General features: G+C 60.5%; 18 protein-coding genes. 13 read left to right on the forward strand and 5 right to left on the reverse strand.

Annotated features, from left to right (window positions below; all coding sequences use genetic code 11):
- Positions 1-25 precede the first annotated feature (25 nt).
- The 7 genes from G3A50_RS15690 to G3A50_RS15720 all read left to right on the forward strand — a co-directional run bounded on the left by G3A50_RS15690 (position 26) and on the right by G3A50_RS15720 (position 6,809).
- On the forward strand, positions 26-970 hold the full coding sequence (locus G3A50_RS15690; RefSeq protein ID WP_163076137.1) for a LysR family transcriptional regulator: 945 nt from the start codon (positions 26-28) through the stop codon (positions 968-970).
- A gap of 178 nt (positions 971-1,148) precedes the next feature.
- Positions 1,149-1,742, forward strand: a complete 594-nt coding sequence (locus tag G3A50_RS15695) for a HutD/Ves family protein (RefSeq protein WP_163076138.1) — start codon at positions 1,149-1,151, stop codon at positions 1,740-1,742.
- A 203-nt stretch (positions 1,743-1,945) separates the two neighbouring features.
- The gene (locus G3A50_RS15700; protein ID WP_163076139.1) at positions 1,946-2,881 is read left to right on the forward strand and encodes a 2-hydroxyacid dehydrogenase; all 936 of its coding nucleotides are present in this window, start codon (positions 1,946-1,948) and stop codon (positions 2,879-2,881) included.
- Between the two features lie 59 nt (positions 2,882-2,940).
- Positions 2,941-3,960, forward strand: coding sequence for an ABC transporter substrate-binding protein (locus tag G3A50_RS15705; protein ID WP_163076140.1), 1,020 nt, complete (start codon positions 2,941-2,943; stop codon positions 3,958-3,960).
- A 66-nt stretch (positions 3,961-4,026) separates the two neighbouring features.
- Positions 4,027-4,884 carry an ABC transporter permease gene (locus G3A50_RS15710; protein ID WP_163076141.1) on the forward strand — a complete coding sequence of 286 codons (858 nt, stop codon included), beginning with the start codon at positions 4,027-4,029 and terminating at the stop codon, positions 4,882-4,884.
- A gap of 11 nt (positions 4,885-4,895) precedes the next feature.
- Positions 4,896-5,687 carry an ABC transporter permease gene (locus G3A50_RS15715; RefSeq protein ID WP_246251748.1) on the forward strand — a complete coding sequence of 264 codons (792 nt, stop codon included), beginning with the start codon at positions 4,896-4,898 and terminating at the stop codon, positions 5,685-5,687.
- A 21-nt stretch (positions 5,688-5,708) separates the two neighbouring features.
- A complete protein-coding gene (locus tag G3A50_RS15720) occupies positions 5,709-6,809 on the forward strand; it encodes an ABC transporter ATP-binding protein (RefSeq protein WP_163076142.1) in 1,101 nt (366 codons plus the stop codon).
- A gap of 29 nt (positions 6,810-6,838) precedes the next feature.
- On the opposite strand, the gene G3A50_RS15725 is transcribed toward G3A50_RS15720, so the two are convergent.
- A complete protein-coding gene (locus G3A50_RS15725) occupies positions 6,839-8,890 on the reverse strand; it encodes a putative bifunctional diguanylate cyclase/phosphodiesterase (protein WP_163076143.1) in 2,052 nt (683 codons plus the stop codon).
- Between the two features lie 530 nt (positions 8,891-9,420).
- On the opposite strand from G3A50_RS15725, the gene G3A50_RS15730 reads away from it, so the two are divergent.
- Positions 9,421-10,011 carry an SCO family protein gene (locus G3A50_RS15730; RefSeq protein ID WP_163077711.1) on the forward strand — a complete coding sequence of 197 codons (591 nt, stop codon included), beginning with the start codon at positions 9,421-9,423 and terminating at the stop codon, positions 10,009-10,011.
- Here G3A50_RS15730 and G3A50_RS15735 read toward each other — a convergent pair.
- Complete coding sequence (locus G3A50_RS15735; protein ID WP_246251751.1) at positions 9,956-11,779, reverse strand: glycosyltransferase; 1,824 nt, start codon at positions 11,777-11,779, stop codon at positions 9,956-9,958. The genes G3A50_RS15730 and G3A50_RS15735 overlap by 56 nt on opposite strands.
- Before the next feature lie 319 nt (positions 11,780-12,098).
- Here G3A50_RS15735 and G3A50_RS15740 point away from each other — a divergent pair, with 319 nt between their 5' ends.
- The 5 genes from G3A50_RS15740 to G3A50_RS15760 all read left to right on the forward strand — a co-directional run bounded on the left by G3A50_RS15740 (position 12,099) and on the right by G3A50_RS15760 (position 17,165).
- Positions 12,099-12,887, forward strand: a complete 789-nt coding sequence (locus G3A50_RS15740) for a transporter substrate-binding domain-containing protein (RefSeq protein WP_163077713.1) — start codon at positions 12,099-12,101, stop codon at positions 12,885-12,887.
- Between the two features lie 93 nt (positions 12,888-12,980).
- On the forward strand, positions 12,981-14,681 hold the full coding sequence (locus G3A50_RS15745; protein WP_163076144.1) for a lysine--tRNA ligase: 1,701 nt from the start codon (positions 12,981-12,983) through the stop codon (positions 14,679-14,681).
- A gap of 120 nt (positions 14,682-14,801) precedes the next feature.
- A complete protein-coding gene (locus tag G3A50_RS15750) occupies positions 14,802-15,896 on the forward strand; it encodes a glycosyl transferase family 90 (RefSeq protein WP_163076145.1) in 1,095 nt (364 codons plus the stop codon).
- Between the two features lie 153 nt (positions 15,897-16,049).
- On the forward strand, positions 16,050-16,592 hold the full coding sequence (locus G3A50_RS15755; RefSeq protein WP_163076146.1) for a hypothetical protein: 543 nt from the start codon (positions 16,050-16,052) through the stop codon (positions 16,590-16,592).
- Between the two features lie 57 nt (positions 16,593-16,649).
- Positions 16,650-17,165, forward strand: a complete 516-nt coding sequence (locus G3A50_RS15760; RefSeq protein ID WP_210255151.1) for a cupin domain-containing protein — start codon at positions 16,650-16,652, stop codon at positions 17,163-17,165.
- A gap of 15 nt (positions 17,166-17,180) precedes the next feature.
- On the opposite strand, the gene G3A50_RS15765 is transcribed toward G3A50_RS15760, so the two are convergent.
- The 3 genes from G3A50_RS15765 to G3A50_RS15775 all read right to left on the reverse strand — a co-directional run bounded on the left by G3A50_RS15765 (position 17,181) and on the right by G3A50_RS15775 (position 20,742).
- Positions 17,181-17,648, reverse strand: coding sequence for a hypothetical protein (locus G3A50_RS15765; protein ID WP_163076148.1), 468 nt, complete (start codon positions 17,646-17,648; stop codon positions 17,181-17,183).
- A gap of 55 nt (positions 17,649-17,703) precedes the next feature.
- Positions 17,704-19,398 carry a thiamine pyrophosphate-binding protein gene (locus G3A50_RS15770; RefSeq protein ID WP_163076149.1) on the reverse strand — a complete coding sequence of 565 codons (1,695 nt, stop codon included), beginning with the start codon at positions 19,396-19,398 and terminating at the stop codon, positions 17,704-17,706.
- 228 nt (positions 19,399-19,626) lie between these two features.
- Positions 19,627-20,742 (reverse strand): type I restriction enzyme HsdR N-terminal domain-containing protein, encoded by a 1,116-nt coding sequence (locus G3A50_RS15775; protein WP_163076150.1) that lies wholly within the window; start codon positions 20,740-20,742, stop codon positions 19,627-19,629.
- Between the last annotated feature and the right edge of the window lie 50 nt (positions 20,743-20,792).

The following is a 20,792-nucleotide window of genomic DNA, read 5'->3' on the forward strand; positions in this document are numbered from 1 at the left end:
TATGGTTTTGAGATCGAAAAATCCGATGAACGTTTCTCTCCGTGCGCTGCGCTATGTCGTGGCTACCGCTGATTTCGGCAATCTTACTGAGGCGGCGAGGCATCTGAACGTGTCTCAGCCTTCGATCTCGGCGGCGATCGCCCAGTTCGAGGCCGAATGTGGCGTGCAGGTGTTTGTGCGACATCATGCAAAGGGCGTGACGACCACGATTGCCGGGACGCGCATCGTCAACGAGGCGCGCCTGCTCCTGAACCATGCCCGCGATTTCGGAAAGAACGCCCGGGCGATGTCCGACGAGGTGCGCGGCGAAATTGCCGTGGGTTGCTTCTGGACCATTGCCACCCACTTCATGCCCAGCCTGCTGTCGACGTTTGCCGAGAGTCACCCCGGCATCACGGTCAGCCTGGATGAAGGCGATCAGCAGCAGATCCTGGAGGGCATCGTTTCAGGGCGGACGGAGCTAGCACTCTCCTATGAATTCGCCCGGCCGGACGATGTCGTGGCAGAGCCGCTCGCCGAATTGCTGCCCTATGCCGTGCTGCATCCTGATCATCCCCTGGCCCAGCGCGATCGCATCAGCCTTGCGGATCTGCGCGACGAGCCGTTTATCCTGCTCGACCTGCCGCATTCGCGGGATTACTTCCTCAGCCTGTTTCGTACCGTCGGCATCGAGCCTCAGATCACGTTCCGCTCGAAGGCCTATGAATTGACACGCGGTCTCGTTGGCCATGGACGCGGCTACACCATCCAGAACGTGCTGCCCCGGACGCAGATCACCCACGATGGTGGACGGGTCGCGGCGGTGCCACTCACCGATCCGCTGCCGCCGGTGCGCCTTGTGAGTCTCAAGCTGCGACGTCAGGCGCCGCGGCCGGCCGTGGAAGTGTTCGCGCGTCATCTCAAGGCGTCGTTCTCGCAGGGCGGAATCTTCGAGCCCGGCACGCTGTCACCTCACGTCACCATCCGCTGAGGGAAAGCCGCCGCGGATCTTCCGTTTCTCTTCATAGAGCTGCCCTATCGACTTGATCGGTAAACTGTTGCCCGCGTGGTCCTGCCTTCGATTGCCGCCATCAATGGGCGCTCGTTAGTCTCCGTTCTCTTTGGCTTAGGGGACGGTGACCGGCGTGGACCGGTGCTGCATAGAGTGTATGGGTTGGATAAAAGTTCTCACGACATCAGACTACAAGGTCACCCCGTGGAAGAACGGCGGTGGCGTCACGCAGGATGTGCTCCTGATGCCCGAGGGCGCGACGCATGAGAACTTTGACATTCGGCTCAGCATTGCGCCGATTGTCAGCGAAGGCGCTTTTTCCTCTTTCCCGGGGGTGGACCGGCACATCACTCTTCTCACGGGCGAGCGCCTCGGTCTGTCCTTTGGTGCCGAAACCCGCCAGTTGAAGCGGCTCGAACCCTTCTATTTCGACAGCGTGCAGCAGCCGCAATCGCTTCTTCCTGATGGACCGGTGCGTGTCTTCAACATCATGACTCGCAGGGGCCGCTGGAACGCTCAGGTAATGCCTGCGTCCGGCACCACCGAGCCTCTGCTTGCCGCACCCGATGAGGGGCTCGTGGTGCTGCATGCCGTGAGCGGCACCTGGCAGGTCGGACATGCGCTGGGGTCGGTGGTGGTCCGTCCGGGAGATACTCTGGTGTCCAGCGAAGAGGCGACGCTGCGGGCAAGTTGCGAGCCCGCTGGAGACGCCATCGTCGCCTTCCTGACGCCGACCGGATCACGCGGATGATGGATCGGAACTTTCTATCTTGAGTAGTGGTTAAAAGTATTTTTCTATCCATCCATATGCGTCAACATTTCCTGACAGGAAAATCGGTGTCGTCGGGAAGCTGAGCGTATGGGGCTTTGTAAGGCTCAACCACGCAGGCAAGGTAGGATGGGTGGCCCCCGTCACTGCGTGCGTGTGTCTGTGTTTGCCAGCAAGGTCCCGTCATGACAGCCGATGCTCTGGTTTTCTACAGTCCTGTTGACGATGCCGTCGCCTGGCGCGAGGCGCTGACGGCGGAACTGCCGGGGATCGATTTTCGCGTCGATCCCGATGTGGGCAATCCGGACGAGATCGGCTACGCGCTGGCCTGGATGCCGCCGAAGGGTTTTTTTTCGCGGTTCCCCAACCTGAAGCTGGTGACCAATCTCGGGGCGGGTGTCGATGCGCTGGTGCGGCGCGATGATCTCGTGCCAGTCAAATTTTCGCGCCTCTCCGATCCCGGCATGGTGGCGATGATGACGAGCTATGTCGTCTTCGCGGTCACTCGATATGCGCGTGACATGCACATCTTCGAGCGCGCCACGCGGCGCGGCGAATGGGAGTATGTCCATCCGCGTCCGTTGTCCGACATCCACGTGGCCGTGCTGGGGCTGGGCGAACTCGGTGGTCCGGCGGCGCGAACCCTCGCGTCGATGGGCTTTTCCGTCACCGGCTGGTCTCGCTCAGTCAAGAACATTGAGGGTGTCACGTCCGTGACCGGCGAGGACGGGTTGGAGCGTGTGCTCGCCGACAATGAGATCATCGTAAGTCTCCTGCCCTTGACGGTGCAGTCCCGCGGCCTGCTCGGCGCCCGCGAGTTCGGGCTCATGCCGAGGGGTGTCAAGTTCATCAACGCGTCCCGTGGCGCGATCGTCGACGAAGCCGCGATGATCGAGGCTCTGCGCTCCGGGCATATCGGCGAGGCCACGCTCGATGCCTTCGAGATCGAGCCGCTGCCGCCCGATCATGCGCTTTGGTCGTTCGAGAATGTGCTGATCACCCCGCACATGGCCAGCATCACCGTGCCGAAACTGGCAGCACGCGATGTGGCGGAGAGTATCCGTCGCGTGCGGCAGGGGCTGCCGCCCTTGCATGAAGTCGATCCTGCCCACGGCTATTGAGCGGGAACGATTACTAACAGACTGGGCGGCGACGTCGCCCCAATCAAAGAGGTGGAACGATGAAGAAGGTGTGCATTGCCCTCGGGGCCTTGGCCGTGATGGCCACCGCCGCATCGGCTCAGGAGAAGCTGGTCATCAGCACCTGGGGCGGCAATTGGAAAGAAGGCGTCGCCATTGTCGGCAAGGAATTTACGAAGCGTACCGGCGTTGAAGTTGAATACATCACCGGTGGCACGCTCGACCGTCTGGCCAAGGCGAAGGTCGCGCGGGACAACCCCGAGTCCGATCTCGTCAACACCACGGGCCATGTCGGCTATCTCTATTATTCCGACGGGCTGATGGAGAAGATCGACTGGTCGAAGGTGCCGAACGCGGCAAAGCTCTATCCGATGGCCAAGCGCTCCGACTACACGGTCTCCGACTATGTGTACGTCTATGCTCCCGCCTTCCGCACCGATCAGATGCCCAAGGACTTCAAGATCGACTCCTGGGAAGTGCTGTGGGGTCCCGAAGTGAAGGGCAAGCTCGGCCTGCCAGACTTTGACCCCAGCCACATCATCATCGCCGCCACCAAGCTGGCGGGCGTGAAGCCGGAGGAGTGGGACAAGGTCAAGCCGAAGCTGCTTGAGCTGAAGCCCTCCATCAAGGCGTTCTACCAGTCCGACGCGACCAGCCAGAATCTCATGCGCACCGGCGAGACGCCCGTCCAGGTGCTGCTGAACATCAACGGCTATCATCTCGAAAAGCTCGGCATGCCGGTGAAGATCGAGGTTCCCAAGGAAGGCGCTGTCGTGGGCGTCGACGTGTGGGGTATCAACAAGAACTCCAAGCACAAGGAATGGGCCGAGCAGTTCCTCAACATTGCGCTCGAGCCCGAGATGCTTGCCAAGCTGTGCAACTTCCATAAGTGCTCGCCGATGAGCCCGGAAGCCAAGCTGGATCCGGAAGTGGCAAAGCTGCCCGGCATCTTCACCAGCCAGGAGCAGATCGAGAAGGAAGCCATCGTTCTCGAAGACAAGACCTACGCCACTCTGCTTCCGCAGTGGAAGGTGTGGTTCACTGAGAACATGATGCACTGACCACACGCCTTCACAGGAGATCCAGCCGGCCGGTGGCGTGTCCATCAGGCCGGCTGGATACGTGACATGACCCAACGCCGCCCCTTCTTCATCACCTTTCTCGCCCCTGCTGTTGTGACGGCCGTGATCCTGGCCGCCGCCATCTTCGAGGTGCTTCAGTACAGCGTGCGGGAGTTCATTCCCGGCTCGCTCGATGTGGGGGGCTTCACGCTCGACAATTTCACGCGGATCAATCGGCCTATTTATTGGCTGGTGTTGGTCGACACTTTTTACATCAGTCTGCTGACGGCGGTGTTCTCGCTGCTGCTGAGCTATCCGGTCGCCTACGCGCTGGTGCGCGCCGAGCGCGACTGGGTTCGGTCAGTCCTGGTGTCGCTCTCGATCACGCCGCTGTTCACCGGCGAGATCGTGCGCACCTTTTCCTGGATGCTCACGCTCGGCTCGGACGGCTTCATCAATTCGATCCTGCGCAAGCTGTCGATCATCGATATGCCGATCCAGTTCATGTACACGCGGCTCGGCGTGGTGGTGGCGCTGGTGCAGTTCTCGATGCCGGTGATGATCATCCTCCTCGCCACCGCGATCAGCCATGTCGACCGGGACTGCGAGAAGGCGGCGGCCAATCTCGGTGCCAGCCCGACGGCGGTGTTCTGGCGGATCACGCTTCCGTTGACCATGCCCGGTATCCTTTCCGGACTCGTGGTGGTGTTCGCCTGGACCATGAGCGCGTTCTCGACGCCGCAACTGATCGGTGGTGGCAAGGTGCTGATGATCTCGAACCTCGCCTACCTGCAGGGCTTTTCCATTCTCAACCTGCCGTTCGCGGCGACGCTGAGCCTGATCGCGCTTGTGGCGGCGCTTGGCAGCCTCGCCCTCATGAAATCGGCAACCGGGCGCATCGAAAAGCGCCTGGCCATTAGCTGAGGGAGGCACCTATGCGTAGCTTTGCCTTCTGGAGCCTGGTTACGGCGATCCTCATTTATATGACGTTGCCGACGATCGTGGTCCTCATGACTTCGGTCAATCCAACCGAGATCCTTGCCTTCCCGCCCCAGGGCGTCTCGTTTCAGTGGTATGAGAAGGCCGTGACCTATCGCGATTTCCAGGTCGCATTCAAAAATGGTCTCATCGTCACCACATGCGCCTCGACGCTGGCGCTCATTGTCGGCTCGGCCTTTGCCTGGCTGGTCAACCGCTATGACTTTTCCGGTCGGCGGGTTCTGGAAGCGGTATTGTGGTCGCCGCTGATTATCCCTCACTTCACGCTAGGCTTCGGCTTCCTTCTTCTGGGCGGCGCATTCCAGCTGCAGCAGGGTTACGTCATGGTTGTGCTGGCCCACATGGTGCTGGTGATGCCCTTCGTGACCCGCGCAGTCTATGTCAGCCTCGCCAATGTAGATGCCGATCTTTCCCGCGCGGCAGCAAATCTGGGCGCGTCGCCCTTGCAGGTGCTGATGCGGATCGAGCTTCCTCTGGTGCTGCCCGGCATGGCAGGTGGCTGGCTGATCGCCGCGGTGTTGTCCTTCACGGAGTTCACCGCCTCACTGTATGTCACCGGAAGCCGGACGCAGACCCTGCCGGTCGCGATGTACAACTACATTCGCGAATATGCCGATCCGACCGTTTCCGCGATTTCGGCGATGTTGATCATCGCAACCACCCTGATCATGTTCATCGCCGACCGCGCCTTTGGCCTGCGCCGCGTGCTGGCGATCGACACCTACTGAAGCCGTGCCGGAGATGAATCCATGAACCCAGTCAAGCCGGCCGATTCCGCCGTCGAAATTGTGCGCGTCCGGAAGGATTATGGCGGCGCGGTCGGTGTGGCGGATGTTTCGCTCACCGTTGGTCGGGGCGAGTTCGTCACGCTGCTGGGCCCGTCGGGATGCGGCAAGTCGACTCTTCTCGGCATGATCGCCGGATTTGTGACGCCTACGGCAGGCAAGATTATCGTCGATGGCGCCGATGTCACCAACATCGAGCCGTTCCGTCGCGACATCGGCATGGTCTTCCAGTCCTACGCGCTGTTTCCGCATATGAACGTTTTCGACAACGTCGCGTTCGGGCTGCGCATGCGCAAGTTGCCCAAGGCCGAGGTCGAGGCCGAGGTCCGGCGCGTCATCGAGATGATGAAGCTTGGTGGTATGGAAGACCGGCGGGTGCGTCAGCTTTCCGGCGGGCAGCAGCAGCGTGTGGCGCTCGCCCGCGCCATTGTAATTCGTCCGAAGGTTCTGCTGCTCGACGAACCGCTGTCGGCTCTCGACAAGAATCTGCGTGCGCAGATGCAGTTCGAACTGTCTGATCTGCACCGCAAGACCGGTCTCACGACGATCTTCGTGACCCATGATCAGGGGGAGGCACTGAGTCTTTCCGATCGCATCGTGGTGATGAACCGGGGAGAAGTTCACCAGGTCGCCGCGCCAATCGAGCTGTATCGGACGCCCGCCAATGGGTTCGTCGCCTCCTTCATCGGCGAGATCAACGCGTTGCCGGCCGGACGCTATGAAATCGATGGCGAGCAGATGGCGCTGGCTCTTCCTGGCATCGGCCGATTGACCGCCGCGCTGCGTCCGGAGTTGCAGTTCGGCCATGGCACCGACGTTCGGGCCTTCCTGCGTCCCGAACACGTGGTGCCTGCTGAAGGCACGGAGGGAGCGAACAGGGTCACCGGCGTGGTGACAGCCCATGTGTATCAGGGCTCTCACACCATCACGCGGGTTGCGGTCGAGGGCATTGGTTTGCTCGAGACGCGCGTTACGGGCGCCGACATCATCACAACGACGCCGGTGGGTTCGACGATCACGCTGACCCTAGATCTGGGCCGGGCGGTACTGCTTAGAAACGGCTAGGCCGATCCCGATGAGGGTGTCGACGGTTCTTAGCTGAGAACGGCTTCAGCCTCTGCCGGACGGTGGAAGAAAAACCCCTGGTACTGATGCACGCCCAGCTCAAGGAGCTTGGACAACTGCACATCGAGTTCCACTCCCTCGGCGACCAATTCGAGCTTGAGCGAATTGGCGATAGAGATCGCGGCTTTCATCAAGGCCTCGTCGATAGGGTCCTGAAGCAGGTCGCGCGTGACAGTCCAGTCGATCTTGATGCCATCAACAGGCAGGCGCTTCAGAGCTTCGAACGAATTATAGCCATTGCCGAAATCGTCCAGGTAGATGTGCATGCCGCGCGATCTCAGGTCGCTGAGATATGAGCTGATCTGCCCAATATCGTCGATTTCCTCGGTCTCTGTAATTTCCATCCGGAGGGCGTCTTCAACGCCCGGATGCATGTCCAGAAGATCCATGAAATTGCGTTGAAAGGCCGTATCAGCGAGGGAATGTGCCCCGACATTCATGGAGATGTACTGGCGCGTGCCGCGATTGACCAAACGCATGGCGAGGTCGATCGAATGGCGGCACACCCAGGAGTCGATACGACCCATGAGGCCCAGCCTGCGCGCGGCTGGAAGGAACTGGCCGGGGCTGCATCGGACACCCTCTTCGTCGACCAGACGGATCAGGGCCTCATAGCCGAGCACCTTCCGGCGATCGTCGACGATGGCTTGAAGGTGCAGGGTGAACCTATCCAGCTCGAGCCCAAGCTGGATGCGCTCGGCCCAGCTGAGCTGCTGCTGGGTGTTGTTCACCTTAGGGTCGCCGAGATCATAAAGCTGAACGCGATCGCGTCCTGCCTCCTTGGCGACGTAACAGGCCGTGTCCGCCGCGGCGAGCAGGCTGGATTCGGTGGCGAGGGCGGCGGTGTTGCGCGCGAGGCCGATGCTGAGCCCTATGGAGAAGCTGCGTCCCCCAGCCATGAAGGTTCGGCCATGGGCCGAACTGTTGAGCCGCCGCGCGATACGAAGCACTTCTTCGTGTTCGAGGCCCGTCAGCAGAATGGCGAATTCGTCGCCGCCGAGCCGGGCAACCATGTCGTCACCGCGCACAAGCGTGCGCAGAAACTGCCCCACGTCCCGCAGCAGCTCATCCGCAGCCGCATAGCCGACAGCGTCATTGATGCCTTTGAAGTGGTCGAGATCGATAAACGCTATCCAGATATTGCCTGGGGTGCGGTCGCGCAGAAGCTGGCCAAGTCGTTCCTCAAGTGCAAAGCGGTTTGGCAGGCCAGTCAGCAAATCGTGGCGTGCCTGGCGCGCTATTAACCCCGCGAACTCGGCGAGGGCATCGCTTTGCTGGCGAAGCTGCTCACGCATCGCGATCAGCTCCGCCTCGCGCTTCTTCTGTGCGGTGAGTTCGGTCCACACGCCGACCGTGCAACCATTCTCCATACGGCTATGGCACGCCAGCATCCATCCTCCATCTCGAAGAGGAATCTCCACTCGCTCGGCTGGCGTTTTATGGAGCTGCGCGATCAGTTTGGGAACGAAGCCGTCCTCGATATTGCCAGCGAAGAAGCCGTCCTTCACGGCTTCTTCCAGGATCTCCTGCAGTCGGCGACCCTCCTTGAGCTGGACGTCACTCGCCGCGAACATTTCCCGGATACAGCTGTTCGTCAGCAGAATACGCTCATCGGAATCCAACAGGACGAAGCCCTCGCCCAAGCTGTCTATTGCGTCCAGAAGCTTTTTTTCGTCCGACTTGAAGACGCTAATGTCTGTCCAGGTAGAAACGATCCAGCCCTCCGCCGTGCGGTGCTCGCGCGCCTGTACCCATCCACCTCCCTCAAGGGGAATGTTGAATGGCTCGCCGGTGGCCGCCAGGTGGCGGCGAACCCTCTCGGCGACATACTCCTCCGGTCTATCCACCCAGTTCCATTCACCGCTTGGAACGGAGGCGAGCGCGTAGAATGTCAGTCCATGAAGGTCCCCGAGCGGCTCAAGGAACGGAAAAAACTCGAGGAAGCGGCGATTGTGAAGGACCATGCGATCCTCAGCGTCGAACAGGGCGAAGCCATCATCGATTGATTCAAGTGCCGACATCAGATGTTGTTCCACGCCTGACCGGGACCTGCCATTTGATGGGGACCCGACAGGGGACAGCTTCTTGGGACGTTGAGATTCAATCATTTGGTAAGGGCCCGCCCGCCCCCTCGCTGTGGATGTGCGTAGCCTTGGAAGCAATTTCCAAGTTTCTTGTATACACGAAAATAACCGAGCCTCGATCAGTACGCATTTCAGTACTATTTTGCCTGAGGGGCAAGCCGAACGCGCTGTGCCTTTTGATTTTGTTTAACAAGGGTTTACATGAAATTGGTGGAAACGGCTGAGAGAGCGAAGGCCGAAAAGTTAGGTCGGCCGATGAGCAGACCGTTACTCTGGACGCTGGCAGCGCTCGGATTGGCGTTGCTCGTTGCGGCAATCGGTCTGTGGGCGCGTCACGGTGCCGCCGTTTTCTTTGACTTGGTATCCGCAGGCTTCGCCTACTGCTTCTAAGAGCGCGGAATCACCCGCCAGTGCCGATCGGCACACTCCCCGGGCGCCTCCGCCGTCCGCCATTTGCAGGCTGTTACATGTCGCATCGACGCGTTCTGGTTCTCCTCGTTGCCTTCGTTATCGGTGCCGCCGTGATCGTCACCGGTGCCCTCGCCCTTCTGCCGGGTGGCGAAACAAGTGTCTCGACGCAGACGACGATAGGAGGTCCATTTGAACTTGTGGACCAGGACAGCCAGCCGGTCAGTCAGGAGACTTTCCTCGGCGAGCCGGTGCTGGTGTTCTTCGGATTCACGCATTGCCCGGACATTTGCCCCACAACGCTGTTCGAGATGTCGCAGCTTTTTGATGCGCTTGGGCCCGATGCACGCAAGGTGACCGGTCTTTTCATTACGGTCGACCCGGAGCGGGACACGCCTGAGGTGATGAAGTCCTATCTCGGCAGCTTCCATCCGAGCATCCAGGGGCTGTCCGGCACGTCCGAACAGGTCGCCGCTGTGATCAAGGCCTATCGTGCCTATGCGAAGAAGGTGCCGACTCAGGACGGCGACTACACGATGGATCACACAGCGATCGTTTACCTGATGGGAAAGGATGGCGAATTCATCGCTCCATTCAATCTGAAGCGTTCGCCTGATGAGGCGGCTGCCGAGCTGCGTCGCTACCTCTAGGGCGTGATCCACCGCCGAGACGGAGGCGCCGGCGAGAGGTGCGCGCCAGTCCGTGGTCCGTCTTTTCCCAGCGCTGGGGAGCGATGATGAGCTGGAGGAGTGCCCGCCAGGCGGCGATCGACATCATGACCCAGTAGACAGGGATAAGCGGGACGACGCGGCCAATGCCCGTGAGACCGCGTCGCCGCATGCCAATGACGGTGCTCAGAAGGGTGCTTGTGTAGCCAAGTGCCAACACGGCAACGCCGACGCCTTCGAGCATTGCCGCGGCGGGCCCGTCCGCGGGCTGGTTGCCGAACCACCAGTCGATCATGAGAGCCGCCATGAAGAACGGATGCATAAGGGCGGCGGTAACGCCGCCCCCCAGCAGGAACAGCAATGCAAGGGCGCCAGCCCACCCGGCCTCACGCGCCAGCTGACGCGGTTGACGACCGTGGACCAGCAGGGTTTGCATCCAGCCTTTGTACCAGCGGGTCCGCTGGCGCAGCCAGGGACGAATGCTGCGGGGCGCTTCCTCATCGGTCGACGAATTGATCACGGCCGTCCTCCATCCGGCCCGTGCGAGCCTTACGCCGAGGTCCGCGTCTTCGGTGACGTTGAACGGGTCCCAACCGCCGAGCCGCTCAAGCGTGTCGCGGCGGAAGTGATTTGAGGTGCCGCCGAGCGGTATGGGAAGCCCGCAAAGGCCCAGCATGGGCAGCACGACGTCGAAATGGCTGGCATACTCGGCGGCGAACTGGCGCGTGAGCCAACTGTCCGCGATGTTGTCGATGGCGAGCCGCGCCTGGACGCACCCGATCGCATGGCCGCCGCGCGCCATAAGAACTGCGCAGACGCGGCGCAATTGCAGCTGATCGGGCACGTCCTCAGCATCGAATATGCCGATCACCGTGCCGCGCGCGAAAGGCAGCGCGGCGTTCAGCGCTTTCGGTTTGGTCCTCGGGCCGAGATTGGGAGCGACGACGATCTCGAAACCCGGACGAGGAAGGTGGCGCATCAGCATCGCCGTTGTCTCGGCATCGTCGGGCTCGATCACGAGCAGGATTTGCAGTTTTTCCCGTGGGTAATCGAGGCTGTCGAGTGCCTCGATCAGCTGAGGAACGACGCGCGCCTCGCGGTACAGAGGAACGATCAGGCTGTAACTGGGCAGCAGTCGATCCGCCTGATGCGGCGCCGGTTCGATCTCCGGCGGCATGGTGCAGGCCGCTAGCCGCAGGCCGCACCAGCCGAGCAACACGGCCGCGATGACTGCGGCAAGTGGCAGCATCACCAGAGCAGGCCCGATCTGCATCAGGAGGGGTAGAGCGGCGAGCATCATGCCTATCGCCGCCATGACGAAGCGCGACGCGCCCAGCGTGCTGGCTGAGAGGGAAGGGCGGATGCGCAAGAGATGAAACGCCGCGTGCTGGCCAAGTTCCTTTGCGAAATGGCGCCGGACAAAGGTGGCGAGCCGTTCAGGTGTCGTCAGCGTGGCCCGCGACCGCAATTCCGGGCGGGAAGCGAGCTTGGCTGCAAGTTCGCGTAGCTTTAGTCCGCGTGCGGCGACGATGAAACGACCGCCACTGTCCGTCATGATGCCGCTGCGCAGCAGCCCAACAATATCCACGCCCGTCGGCCTCGTCGCGCGGCTGGCCGGACGTTCGTCGAGCGGTGCGAAGGCAATTCCCAATTGGCGTGCGGTGGCGTCGGCGAGTTGATCGGCTGAAAAGAGGCTAGAGGCCAGCAAAACCTCGTCCGCTCCGATGTTCAGCCGGGAGGCGCGGCGCACGGCATGAGCCAGGTCGCCAGGTGCGAGCGCAGCAGCCACGCCCGCGATCTCAACCGGCGCGGAGGAGGGGTCGAAACCTGCATCTGGCGGCTTAAGGCTCTCGCGCGGTCTCATGCTCCAGCCCCTCGCCTCAGCCGCCTCGACACGGTACAAGACCGTTGCGACGCAGCAAGAGGCGTTGGCCGGAGCGAGATCGGATTTGGCCGGGTATTTTGGAAAAAGTTTGATTTCCGGACTTTGTGTCGTGGCAATGCTCGCTTTCGAGTGCACGTTCGCACGCGGTGCGGCGTTCGCTCAGGCGGGCAACACGCCGACAGAGATGAGCCCTTCGCCGGTGCCGTCGGTTGCCGTTCCGGGTTTCTGGGACCCGAAACGCCGTCCCGATCGGCCCGACATCACGCGGCTACCGACCCAGATTCGCTTCGTGACAACGGAAGACTATCCGCCCTTCAGCTTTCGGGGTGAGGACGGGCGACCGGCCGGCTTCAATGTCGACATCGCCCGCGCCATCTGCAGCGAGTTGGCGATCACCTGCACGCTGGAGATCATGCCGTTCGACGAATTGGTGGCGGCACTTGACGATGGCAAGGCCGATGCGGCCATCGCGGGTATTGCCATTACGCCCGCGAGCCGGGAGCAGGTGGACTTCACCGACCGCTACTTCCGTTCACCGGCGCGATTTGTCAGCCGACGTGGTGACAGCCTGACTTCGATCACGCCGGTTTCGATCGCATCGAAGACCGTGGGCGTTGTCGGGGGCACGGCGCATGAGGCGTTTCTGCGCGACTTTTTCGCCGAAACGGCGATCCGCTCCTTTCCCGACGCCGATGCGATGCGCGAGGCCTTGCGCAAGGGCGATGTCGATCTGGTGTTTGGGGACGGGGTGCAGCTTGCTCTCTGGCTCAACGGCACCAATTCCGAGGGATGCTGCGCCTTTGTCGGGGGCCCTTTCACGGAGAGTCTCTATTTCGGCGAGGGGATGGGTATCGCGGTCAAGCGCGGCAACGAGACACTTCGGCAGTCGCTGAATTATGCGTTCGCCCAGCTCTGGGAGGAGGGCGTCTATACCGACCTCTATCTGCGCTGGTTCCCGATAAGCGTTTATTGACGTGCGAAGGCGGACTTCCTAGACGTGTCCGCCCGAATGGCCTCGTTGGCCGTTCCGCGCTTGATTTTTCGAACTACGCCCGGAGGGCAGATCATGACGGCGACCGCTCAGGTCGAAGATGTTGCAGCCGAACTGCGCAGTGCGGCGGAGAATGCCAGCGCCTGGCCGTTCGAGGAAGCGCGCAAGATCATTGAGCGCCTGAAGCGGAAACCCAAGGCCGAGATCCTGTTCGAGACCGGCTACGGTCCCTCGGGCCTGCCTCATATCGGTACCTTCGGTGAAGTGGCACGCACCACGATGGTGCGCCATGCCTTTCGCGTTCTGACCGACGACACCATCCCCACGCGTCTGCTTTGCTTTTCCGACGACATGGACGGCATGCGCAAGATTCCGGAGAACGTGCCGGATCCGGTGGCGATGAAGCCCTACCTGCAGATGCCGCTCACCGCTGTGCCCAATCCGTTCGGCGGGCCCTATGAGAGCTTTGGCGGGCACAACAATGCCATGCTCCGACGGTTTCTCGATACATTTGGCTTTGATTACGAGTTCGCCAGTGCGACCGACTATTACAAATCCGGCAAGCTGGACTCGGTCCTTCTGAAGGCCGCGGAGAAGTACGAGGCCATCATGGAGGTGATGTTGCCGACACTCGGTGAAGAGCGTCAGGCGACCTACAGTCCCTTCCTGCCCATCTCGCCGACTTCGGGTCGCGTGCTCTACGTGCCGCTGAAGGGCGTGAACTCCGCCGAAGGCACGATCACGTTCACTGACGAGGACGGTGTGGACAAGACCGTTCCTGTCACCGGTGGCCATGTGAAGCTGCAGTGGAAGCCGGACTTCGGTGCCCGATGGGCTGCCCTTGATGTCGACTTTGAGATGTTCGGCAAGGATCACCAAACCAACGCGCCGATTTATGACCGGATCTGCGAGATCCTCGACGGTACAGCGCCTGAACATTTTGTCTATGAGCTGTTTCTCGATGAGAACGGCCAGAAGATATCGAAGTCCAAGGGCAACGGCCTCACCATTGACGAGTGGCTGACCTATGCGAGCCCGGAGAGTCTTGCGCTTTACATGTTCCAGTCGCCGCGCTCGGCGAAGAAGCTGCACTTCGATGTCATTCCGAAGGCGGTGGACGAATATTATAGCTTCCTCGCCCGTTACCCCTCGCAGGACTGGAAGAACCGGCTGGGCAATCCGGTGTGGCACATCCATTCCGGCCACCCGCCGGTCGAAGAGCTGCCGCTGACCTTCGGCCTGCTGCTCAAGCTTGCCTCCGTCTCCAATGCTGAGGACAAGGCAGTGTTGTGGCGCATCATTGAGCGCTATGCCCCCGGCACGACGGCGCAGACCAGTCCGACCATCGACAAGCTGGCGGGCTATGCGGTGCGCTACTTCATCGACAGGGTGAAACCCTATCGCCATTTCGACCTGCCCACGCCGTTCGAGGCAAAGGTGCTGGGCGAGCTCGACGCGGCACTGGCCGCTCTCGGCCCTGCCGACGACGCCGAGATCCAGAACGTGATCCTCGATGTCGCGCGCAAGCATCCCGAATATCAAAACCTCAAGACGAAATCGCCTACCGGCGGGCCGGGCGTTTCTCGGGCCTGGTTCGAAATGCTCTACCGCACCCTGCTGGGCGAGAAGGAAGGGCCGCGTTTCGGCACCTTTGTCGCCGCTTACGGCATTCCCGAGACGCGGGCGCTGATCGCGCGCGCGCTGTCGGGCGCGTTGGCGACTGGCAGCTCCAGCGGCCGTGGTGCCCCGGCAACCGACAGCATCGCTGCGGGCTAGGACGCCAGTACCGAACGAGACGGAAACCGGGCTGTTTAATCAGAGCAGTCCGGTTAAATACGCCTCGAAACTTTATGCGGAACCCAATGTCAGGCGTCTTGCGAGCAAGTAAGCGGTTCCATGGACTTCACGGATTTTGATCGACGGCGTATTGAGCTGTATGTCGCGGGTCTTCATGGTGCTGACCATGGTCAAAGCGCTAGAGATGTACCACGAGATACGGTGATATGTGGTTCATGCGAGACGCGTTCCAGTATTGAACGTCGAAATGTCGATCGTTTTCCAAAAGGACTTGGGGCCGTCTACAGTGCGTATGTGAGGCAGGCTCAGGCGCTTTTTTCCTTCGTAGCCCCCACGTCAAGTTTTTCCGTTTGCGCGGCTGACAATCGATCGCGGTTTTTGAATCCGACGATTGTGAAATCGCGACTTGTGGCAGACAGAAATTCGCAGGGCGTATTGCTGCCGCTTGATAGAAATCGTCACTGGGGCGAATTGTTGCACCTGTCGAAGTTTGATCGTCCGTTTGATCAGAAGGATGACAGACTTGTTTGGCGGGGGGCAACGACAGGGGTTTTTAATAGGGCAGGTTTATCTGTCGATTATTCCGCGCGCTATTATGTGGCGTTACAGAATCATAAAAATGCAAATATTGATATTAAATACAATAAGATAGTTCAATTGGATGAGTGCGTTCCTGACATTCCAATTGAATTGATCAAGGCGCATCATGATCCGCAGGGGCTGTCATTAGCCCAGCAGATGGCATCAAAATTTCTTCTCTGTTTGGAGGGGAATGACGTTGCGACAGCCTTGAAATGGATGATGGCCTCGAATTCTACCGTTATCATGCCAACGCCGACCTGCGAAACGTGGTTCTGTGAAGGAGAGCTTGTGCCATGGGAGCATTATGTTCCGATTGATAATGACCTTTCGAACATTGAAGATGTGTATGATTGGTGTCTGACTAATAATATTAGATGCAGAGAAATAGCTCAGAACGGAAAGCGATTTATATCTAAATTTTTGTCGGTCTGGAATGAGGCTAATATTATTAGAGAAGTCATTAATTGTTATGTGAATAGTTCAGATATTGATGTCCATTTCCCGCTTCGGGATAGGGTATTTCAGGCGGGAAATTGTGTTGGATTGCAATTTAGATTCGCGCGATTTTTGGCGAGTACGGTTCTGATGCGCAGAGGGATCGGCGCTTTCTAGGTGGGGCAGGGCGTGGGCCCCCGGAGATGCGCCTGTATCACCTGACCGCATGCCGCCTCGCCAAAGGACAACCGGACGGGTGCGGCCCTATCGACGTGTGATGCTCGTTGCGCCATTTAGTGCGCCGGAACGTTGATATCGGGTGGTGATGCAATGCGTGCTGAAGGGCACATCGACCTCAGGGTGGACGACCCCCAACAATTGCTGGATATGCTCGATCCCTTCCCCTTCCGGGAGAGGCGGCTCGACGATGATGTCGATGAGTACATCTGCGAGCGGGCCGGCGAGTTCGCGCCGCAGACAGCGCTCACCATCGCCATTCACATGCCGGCTCCGGCGGCCGACAGTGAGCTAGGCCGAGGCGTTGGTGGCATCATCACCCGGCATTTCGAGCGGCAGGAGGCGCGCCGTACCACGGAGCTGGCCCAGCTTTTCGCGCTCGGGCGCAAGATGCTGCTGATCGGCATTGTCGTCTTGGCGCTGTGCCTGCTGGTTGGCCAATCCCTTGTCAGCCTTTTTCCTCAATCGCGGATGGCCGAAGTCGTCATGGAGGGGTTGATCATACTCGGCTGGGTTGCCAACTGGCGCCCGATGGAAATCTTCCTGTTCGAATGGTGGCCGTTGGTACAGGAGCGCCGGCTGTACCGTCGGCTGGCCCATGCCAAGGTCGAGGTAATCGCAGCGGCCAGGCACTGAGCTTTCGTCTCAGCGATCGGCGTTCTAGTTTCGGACGAGTTGAAATGGGAGGCAGGCTTGGGACATGACCATTCACACCACAATACTCCCCCTGTTGAGGCGGACGGCGCGCCGCGCTGGAAGCACGACGGGGTCCGCGTCATCAAGGGCGATTGCCTAGACGACAGTACGGCGCAGACGCCGGGCATGTACAGGCAGGCGGCCATCAACCATGCCCGCGTCGGGGCCCAGAAAATCTGGGCCGGTACGGTCACGATACAGCCGGACGCCAAGACGGGCGTGCATCATCATGGTGCGCTGGAGAGCGTGATCTATGTGGTGCGCGGGCGCGCCCGTATGCGTTGGGGGGAGAAGTTAGAATACGTGGCGGAGGCCGAGCCGGGCGACTTCATCTTCGTGCCGCCCTATGTGCCGCATCAGGAAATCAATGCCGATCCCAATCAGCCGCTCGAATGCGTGCTGGTTCGCTCCGATAATGAGGCGGTGGTGGTAAACATCTCCAATGTCGAGCCCGTTGAGCGGCCTGAGGAGGTTTACTGGATCGACCCGATCCACAAGGCGCCGCCCGCCTAGGGCTTACGTCCGTTGCTATGGTTTCGCGCAGACTTCGGCGAAGGTCATGTACGGGTCCGCCATGCCTGCCGGACTGATGATGTGGCGCGCGCCTTTCACGATCAGCGAGAACGGGCGCGCCGACTTGACGATCCCTTCTAGAGCCGCAAGCGGGCCATGTCCCTCGACGTCAATACCGCCGCTCTCGTCATTCGCGAGTGCCTTGCCGGGAAACGAGGCCCGCGTGCGCAGACCCTCGAGCCTTATCTCCGCATCCTCTCCGGAAAGGAGGCCATTCGAGCCAATGAACGAGCGAACAGTCACCTCACCGCTGCCGGGTTGGCAGGAGATGTCCAGCGATGCCTCGTCCGTGTCGGGCACGCCGAGGACGAGGTGCACGGAATCCGCATCCGAGGCGACGTACCACGACTCGGCGATCGACGCCTGTACCGGTCCGAGCGACAGGGCAACAAGGGCGAGGCTGGCTAGGGCGGACCGGAACATGGGGCACCGTGAGGCTGCGAGGGCAGGGTGGGCGTGATGATAAGGATCTGGCGCTTCAGCTCACGGCACGGCTCGCCAGTGATTTTTCGCGCAACGCGCTCAAGCTCGTCGTTGGCGTGATCGCCTCGGGGTCGAGCTTCACATGCACGATTGCCGGTTTTCCACTGGCAAAAGCCGCGTCGAGCCCGGCCGAGAAATCTGCGTCCCTTTCCACTGTGACGCCGAAGCCGCCGAAGGCACGGGCGTAAGCGGCGAAATCCGGGTTTCTGAGTGTCGTGCCAAAGACGCGGGTCGGGTGCTCGCGTTCCTGATGCATGCGGATCGTGCCGTACATGCCATTGTCGATGATCACGGCGACGATGGGCACATCGTACTGGACGGCGGTCGCAAACTCCTGTCCGGTCATCAGGAAGTCCCCGTCGCCGCACACCGCGACAACGGTTCTGTCCGGCTGCATGCGCTTGGCGGCAATCGCGGCGGGAACGCCGTAGCCCATTGAGCCTGAGGTCGGCGCCAGCTGGGTGCCGAAGCGTCGGAAGCGATGGAAACGATGTACCCAGATCGCGAAATTGCCGGCTCCGTTGCAGATGGTCGTATCGGCCGGCAAATCGCGCAGGTAACGGACCAGAGTCGCCATTTGCACGGCGCCGGGATTGGCCGGCGGCTCCTCGCTCCAGGCGACATAGTCCGCGCGGGCGGCGGCCCGCCAGTCGCTCCATGCGATCGTATTCGGAGGTTGCACGCCCTCCAATGCCGCAGCGAAGGCGGCGGGGGTCGCATTGATGGCAAGCGAGGGTTGATACACCCGTCCGAGTTCATCGGCATCAGAGTGGACGTGCACGAGTGCCGCCCCGGGATCGGGAATGCCGAGGAGAGTGTAGCCTTGCGAGGGCACCTCTCCGAAACGGCCGCCCGCAAGAATAATGAGGTCCGCTTGCCTCAGCCTTTCGAGCAGCCGAGGGTTAAGCGAGAAGCCGATATCGCCGGCATAGCTGCCGTGATCGGCGGGGAAGAGCATCTGCCGGCGGAAACTGGCACAGACGGGCAGGTCGAACCGTTCGGCAAAGCGTACAACAGACGCAACCGCCTTCGAATTCCACCGTCCGCCGCCCAGCACCATCACGGGCCTTGAGGCCGCCCACAGCATCTTTTGCAGCCGCATCATGTCTGTGAGGCCGGGCCAGGTCTCCGTGGGCTCGACGCGGGGGGCATCGGGTACGTCGACGATGTCACTCAGCATGTCTTCCGGCAACGCGACCACAACCGGGCCGGGTCGTCCCTGCATAGCGACGCGGAAGGCACGGGCGATGACTTCGGGAATGCGCGCGGCGTCGTCTATCTCAACCGCCCATTTGGCAAGCGTGCCGAAGACCGCGCGGTAATCCACTTCCTGGAACGCCTCGCGTCCGCGCATTGCGCGCGAGATCTGCCCGACGAACAGGATCATTGGTGTGGAATCCTGCTGGGCAATGTGCACGCCCGCGCTGGCATTGGTGGATCCCGGGCCGCGAGTAACGAAGCAGACGCCGGGGCGGCCGGTGAGCTTGCCACTCGCCTCCGCCATCATCGCGGCACTGCCTTCCTGCCGACAGATGATGAAATCGATGGCTGTGTCCGACATCGCATCAAGCACGTCGAGATAGCTCTCGCCGGGGACACCGAAGGCGCGCTCGACGCCGTTGGCGACAAGTGCGTCGACGAGAATGCGGGCGCCTGTGCGGGAGGTGGCGGTTGATACCAGTGAATTCATCGGCCTGCGCTGCGGTGAGGGACTCGAAACAGAAAAGGCCGATACTTTAGGCGTCGTCCGACCGCAAGGCGAGGGCGCCCATCGCTCCGCCTTCTAGGTGATACGAAACGATGGGACGCGGGGCTCGGGACGCGTTTCGATATCGGGATGGAACGAGCGACAGGCGCGGAGCAGCCGCCGCGTCTTGCGGGCGTCAATCCGGCCGAACCCGCACGAAAATGCCAATGCCTATTCGGCGGAGAGCTCGTCCACTCTTCTACGGAACAGGCCGATCAGTCGGGCATCAGCCGAAGCCAAATCGACTACCGGCCCTTTTTCGTCGTCGAAGAATACGTAACGGACAACGCCATCTTTCGACTCACAAATGTCCAGTAATCGGCCCTTACGTTCCAATTCGTAAAAAACTGCCATCTTCCCTTGATAATCGCGATAGCGAATACGATCAATGCGTTCGAAGAGGTTGGCGTCTCCGGCAGAGAGAAACGCAAGTCGGCGGCGTACGTTCTCGAAGGCGGCCAGTTCGCCCGCGGTCGTTTCTGGCTCTATGCGGACCTGCGCTGGCGTGGGGGGTGCTGGTTGTGACATTAGAGGGGAGGGCGCGGCTACCTGCCGATCCTTGATGTCGAGCTTCCGCAGAATATTTGAAGTGACGACGTCGTCGATGGCCGATTTCGCAATGTTCCGATAGGCGTCGATCGCTTGGGTTCTTACGTGCTTGATAGCGTTTTCTTTGAGAAGAAATCGCGTGAACTCTACTGAAGGTTCCTGAAACTGAGCGGTCAAATAATCGGAGAAGGCGCGCTGCGTAAGGCTCTTTCGCGCATTGTCTCCGATCGTTTCCGGATCGAAATGTACTTTTGTTAGTCCAAAAAGGGCATCGAGCACACTCTCCGAGATCCGACCTTTAGCAAGCTCCTCTGCGTGGAGTGAAAGAAACGGCTCATCGTCCATAAGATTGGGTTCTTCTGAATCTACGAAAAATTCATAGCAGTACCCATCGCTTAGAACGCCAAGTTTCACTGTCCTACATGCATTGAAGTATGATTTGAGCTGGCCCCGGTCGTCTTTCTTGCCGTTCCCTGCTCCTTTGCATTCGACCGCAATTATCGGCTCCATGTTTCTCAAGATCGCATAATCAACTCGATTACGGTATTTCTCGGAGAAATCAGCTGCATGCTCAGCCGCCACCTCAACCGGGTCCCGGTCGTCATAACCGAGCAATGCGATGAATGGCAGAATAAGAGCCACTTTAGTGGCCTCTTCGTTCTTAAGATGATCGCGAACCTTCAGTGCTCGTTCACCGAAGCTTATCAGGCTCGCTCGGAATTCTTCGCGTGTTGTCATCCTGCGCCCCTTCCCCGAAATCGGGTAAAGGGGTGCATCTAACAGCAGTG

This window comes from Ancylobacter pratisalsi (assembly GCF_010669125.1).
GTDB lineage: Bacteria > Pseudomonadota > Alphaproteobacteria > Rhizobiales > Xanthobacteraceae > Ancylobacter > Ancylobacter pratisalsi.

What these genes read in the sequence shown, in the direction of transcription:
- G3A50_RS15690 (WP_163076137.1), top strand. Translation starts at nt 26, where the DNA reads ATGAACGTTTCTCTCCGTGCGCTGCGCTATGTCGTGGCTACCGCTGAT.
- G3A50_RS15695 (WP_163076138.1), top strand. Translation starts at nt 1,149, where the DNA reads ATGGGTTGGATAAAAGTTCTCACGACATCAGACTACAAGGTCACCCCG.
- G3A50_RS15700 (WP_163076139.1), top strand. Translation starts at nt 1,946, where the DNA reads ATGACAGCCGATGCTCTGGTTTTCTACAGTCCTGTTGACGATGCCGTC.
- G3A50_RS15705 (WP_163076140.1), top strand. Translation starts at nt 2,941, where the DNA reads ATGAAGAAGGTGTGCATTGCCCTCGGGGCCTTGGCCGTGATGGCCACC.
- G3A50_RS15710 (WP_163076141.1), top strand. Translation starts at nt 4,027, where the DNA reads ATGACCCAACGCCGCCCCTTCTTCATCACCTTTCTCGCCCCTGCTGTT.
- G3A50_RS15715 (WP_246251748.1), top strand. Translation starts at nt 4,896, where the DNA reads ATGCGTAGCTTTGCCTTCTGGAGCCTGGTTACGGCGATCCTCATTTAT.
- G3A50_RS15720 (WP_163076142.1), top strand. Translation starts at nt 5,709, where the DNA reads ATGAACCCAGTCAAGCCGGCCGATTCCGCCGTCGAAATTGTGCGCGTC.
- G3A50_RS15725 (WP_163076143.1), bottom strand. Translation starts at nt 8,890, where the DNA reads ATGTCGGCACTTGAATCAATCGATGATGGCTTCGCCCTGTTCGACGCT.
- G3A50_RS15730 (WP_163077711.1), top strand. Translation starts at nt 9,421, where the DNA reads ATGTCGCATCGACGCGTTCTGGTTCTCCTCGTTGCCTTCGTTATCGGT.
- G3A50_RS15740 (WP_163077713.1), top strand. Translation starts at nt 12,099, where the DNA reads ATGAGCCCTTCGCCGGTGCCGTCGGTTGCCGTTCCGGGTTTCTGGGAC.
- G3A50_RS15745 (WP_163076144.1), top strand. Translation starts at nt 12,981, where the DNA reads ATGACGGCGACCGCTCAGGTCGAAGATGTTGCAGCCGAACTGCGCAGT.
- G3A50_RS15750 (WP_163076145.1), top strand. Translation starts at nt 14,802, where the DNA reads ATGGACTTCACGGATTTTGATCGACGGCGTATTGAGCTGTATGTCGCG.
- G3A50_RS15755 (WP_163076146.1), top strand. Translation starts at nt 16,050, where the DNA reads ATGCGTGCTGAAGGGCACATCGACCTCAGGGTGGACGACCCCCAACAA.
- G3A50_RS15765 (WP_163076148.1), bottom strand. Translation starts at nt 17,648, where the DNA reads ATGTTCCGGTCCGCCCTAGCCAGCCTCGCCCTTGTTGCCCTGTCGCTC.
- G3A50_RS15770 (WP_163076149.1), bottom strand. Translation starts at nt 19,398, where the DNA reads ATGAATTCACTGGTATCAACCGCCACCTCCCGCACAGGCGCCCGCATT.
- G3A50_RS15775 (WP_163076150.1), bottom strand. Translation starts at nt 20,742, where the DNA reads ATGACAACACGCGAAGAATTCCGAGCGAGCCTGATAAGCTTCGGTGAA.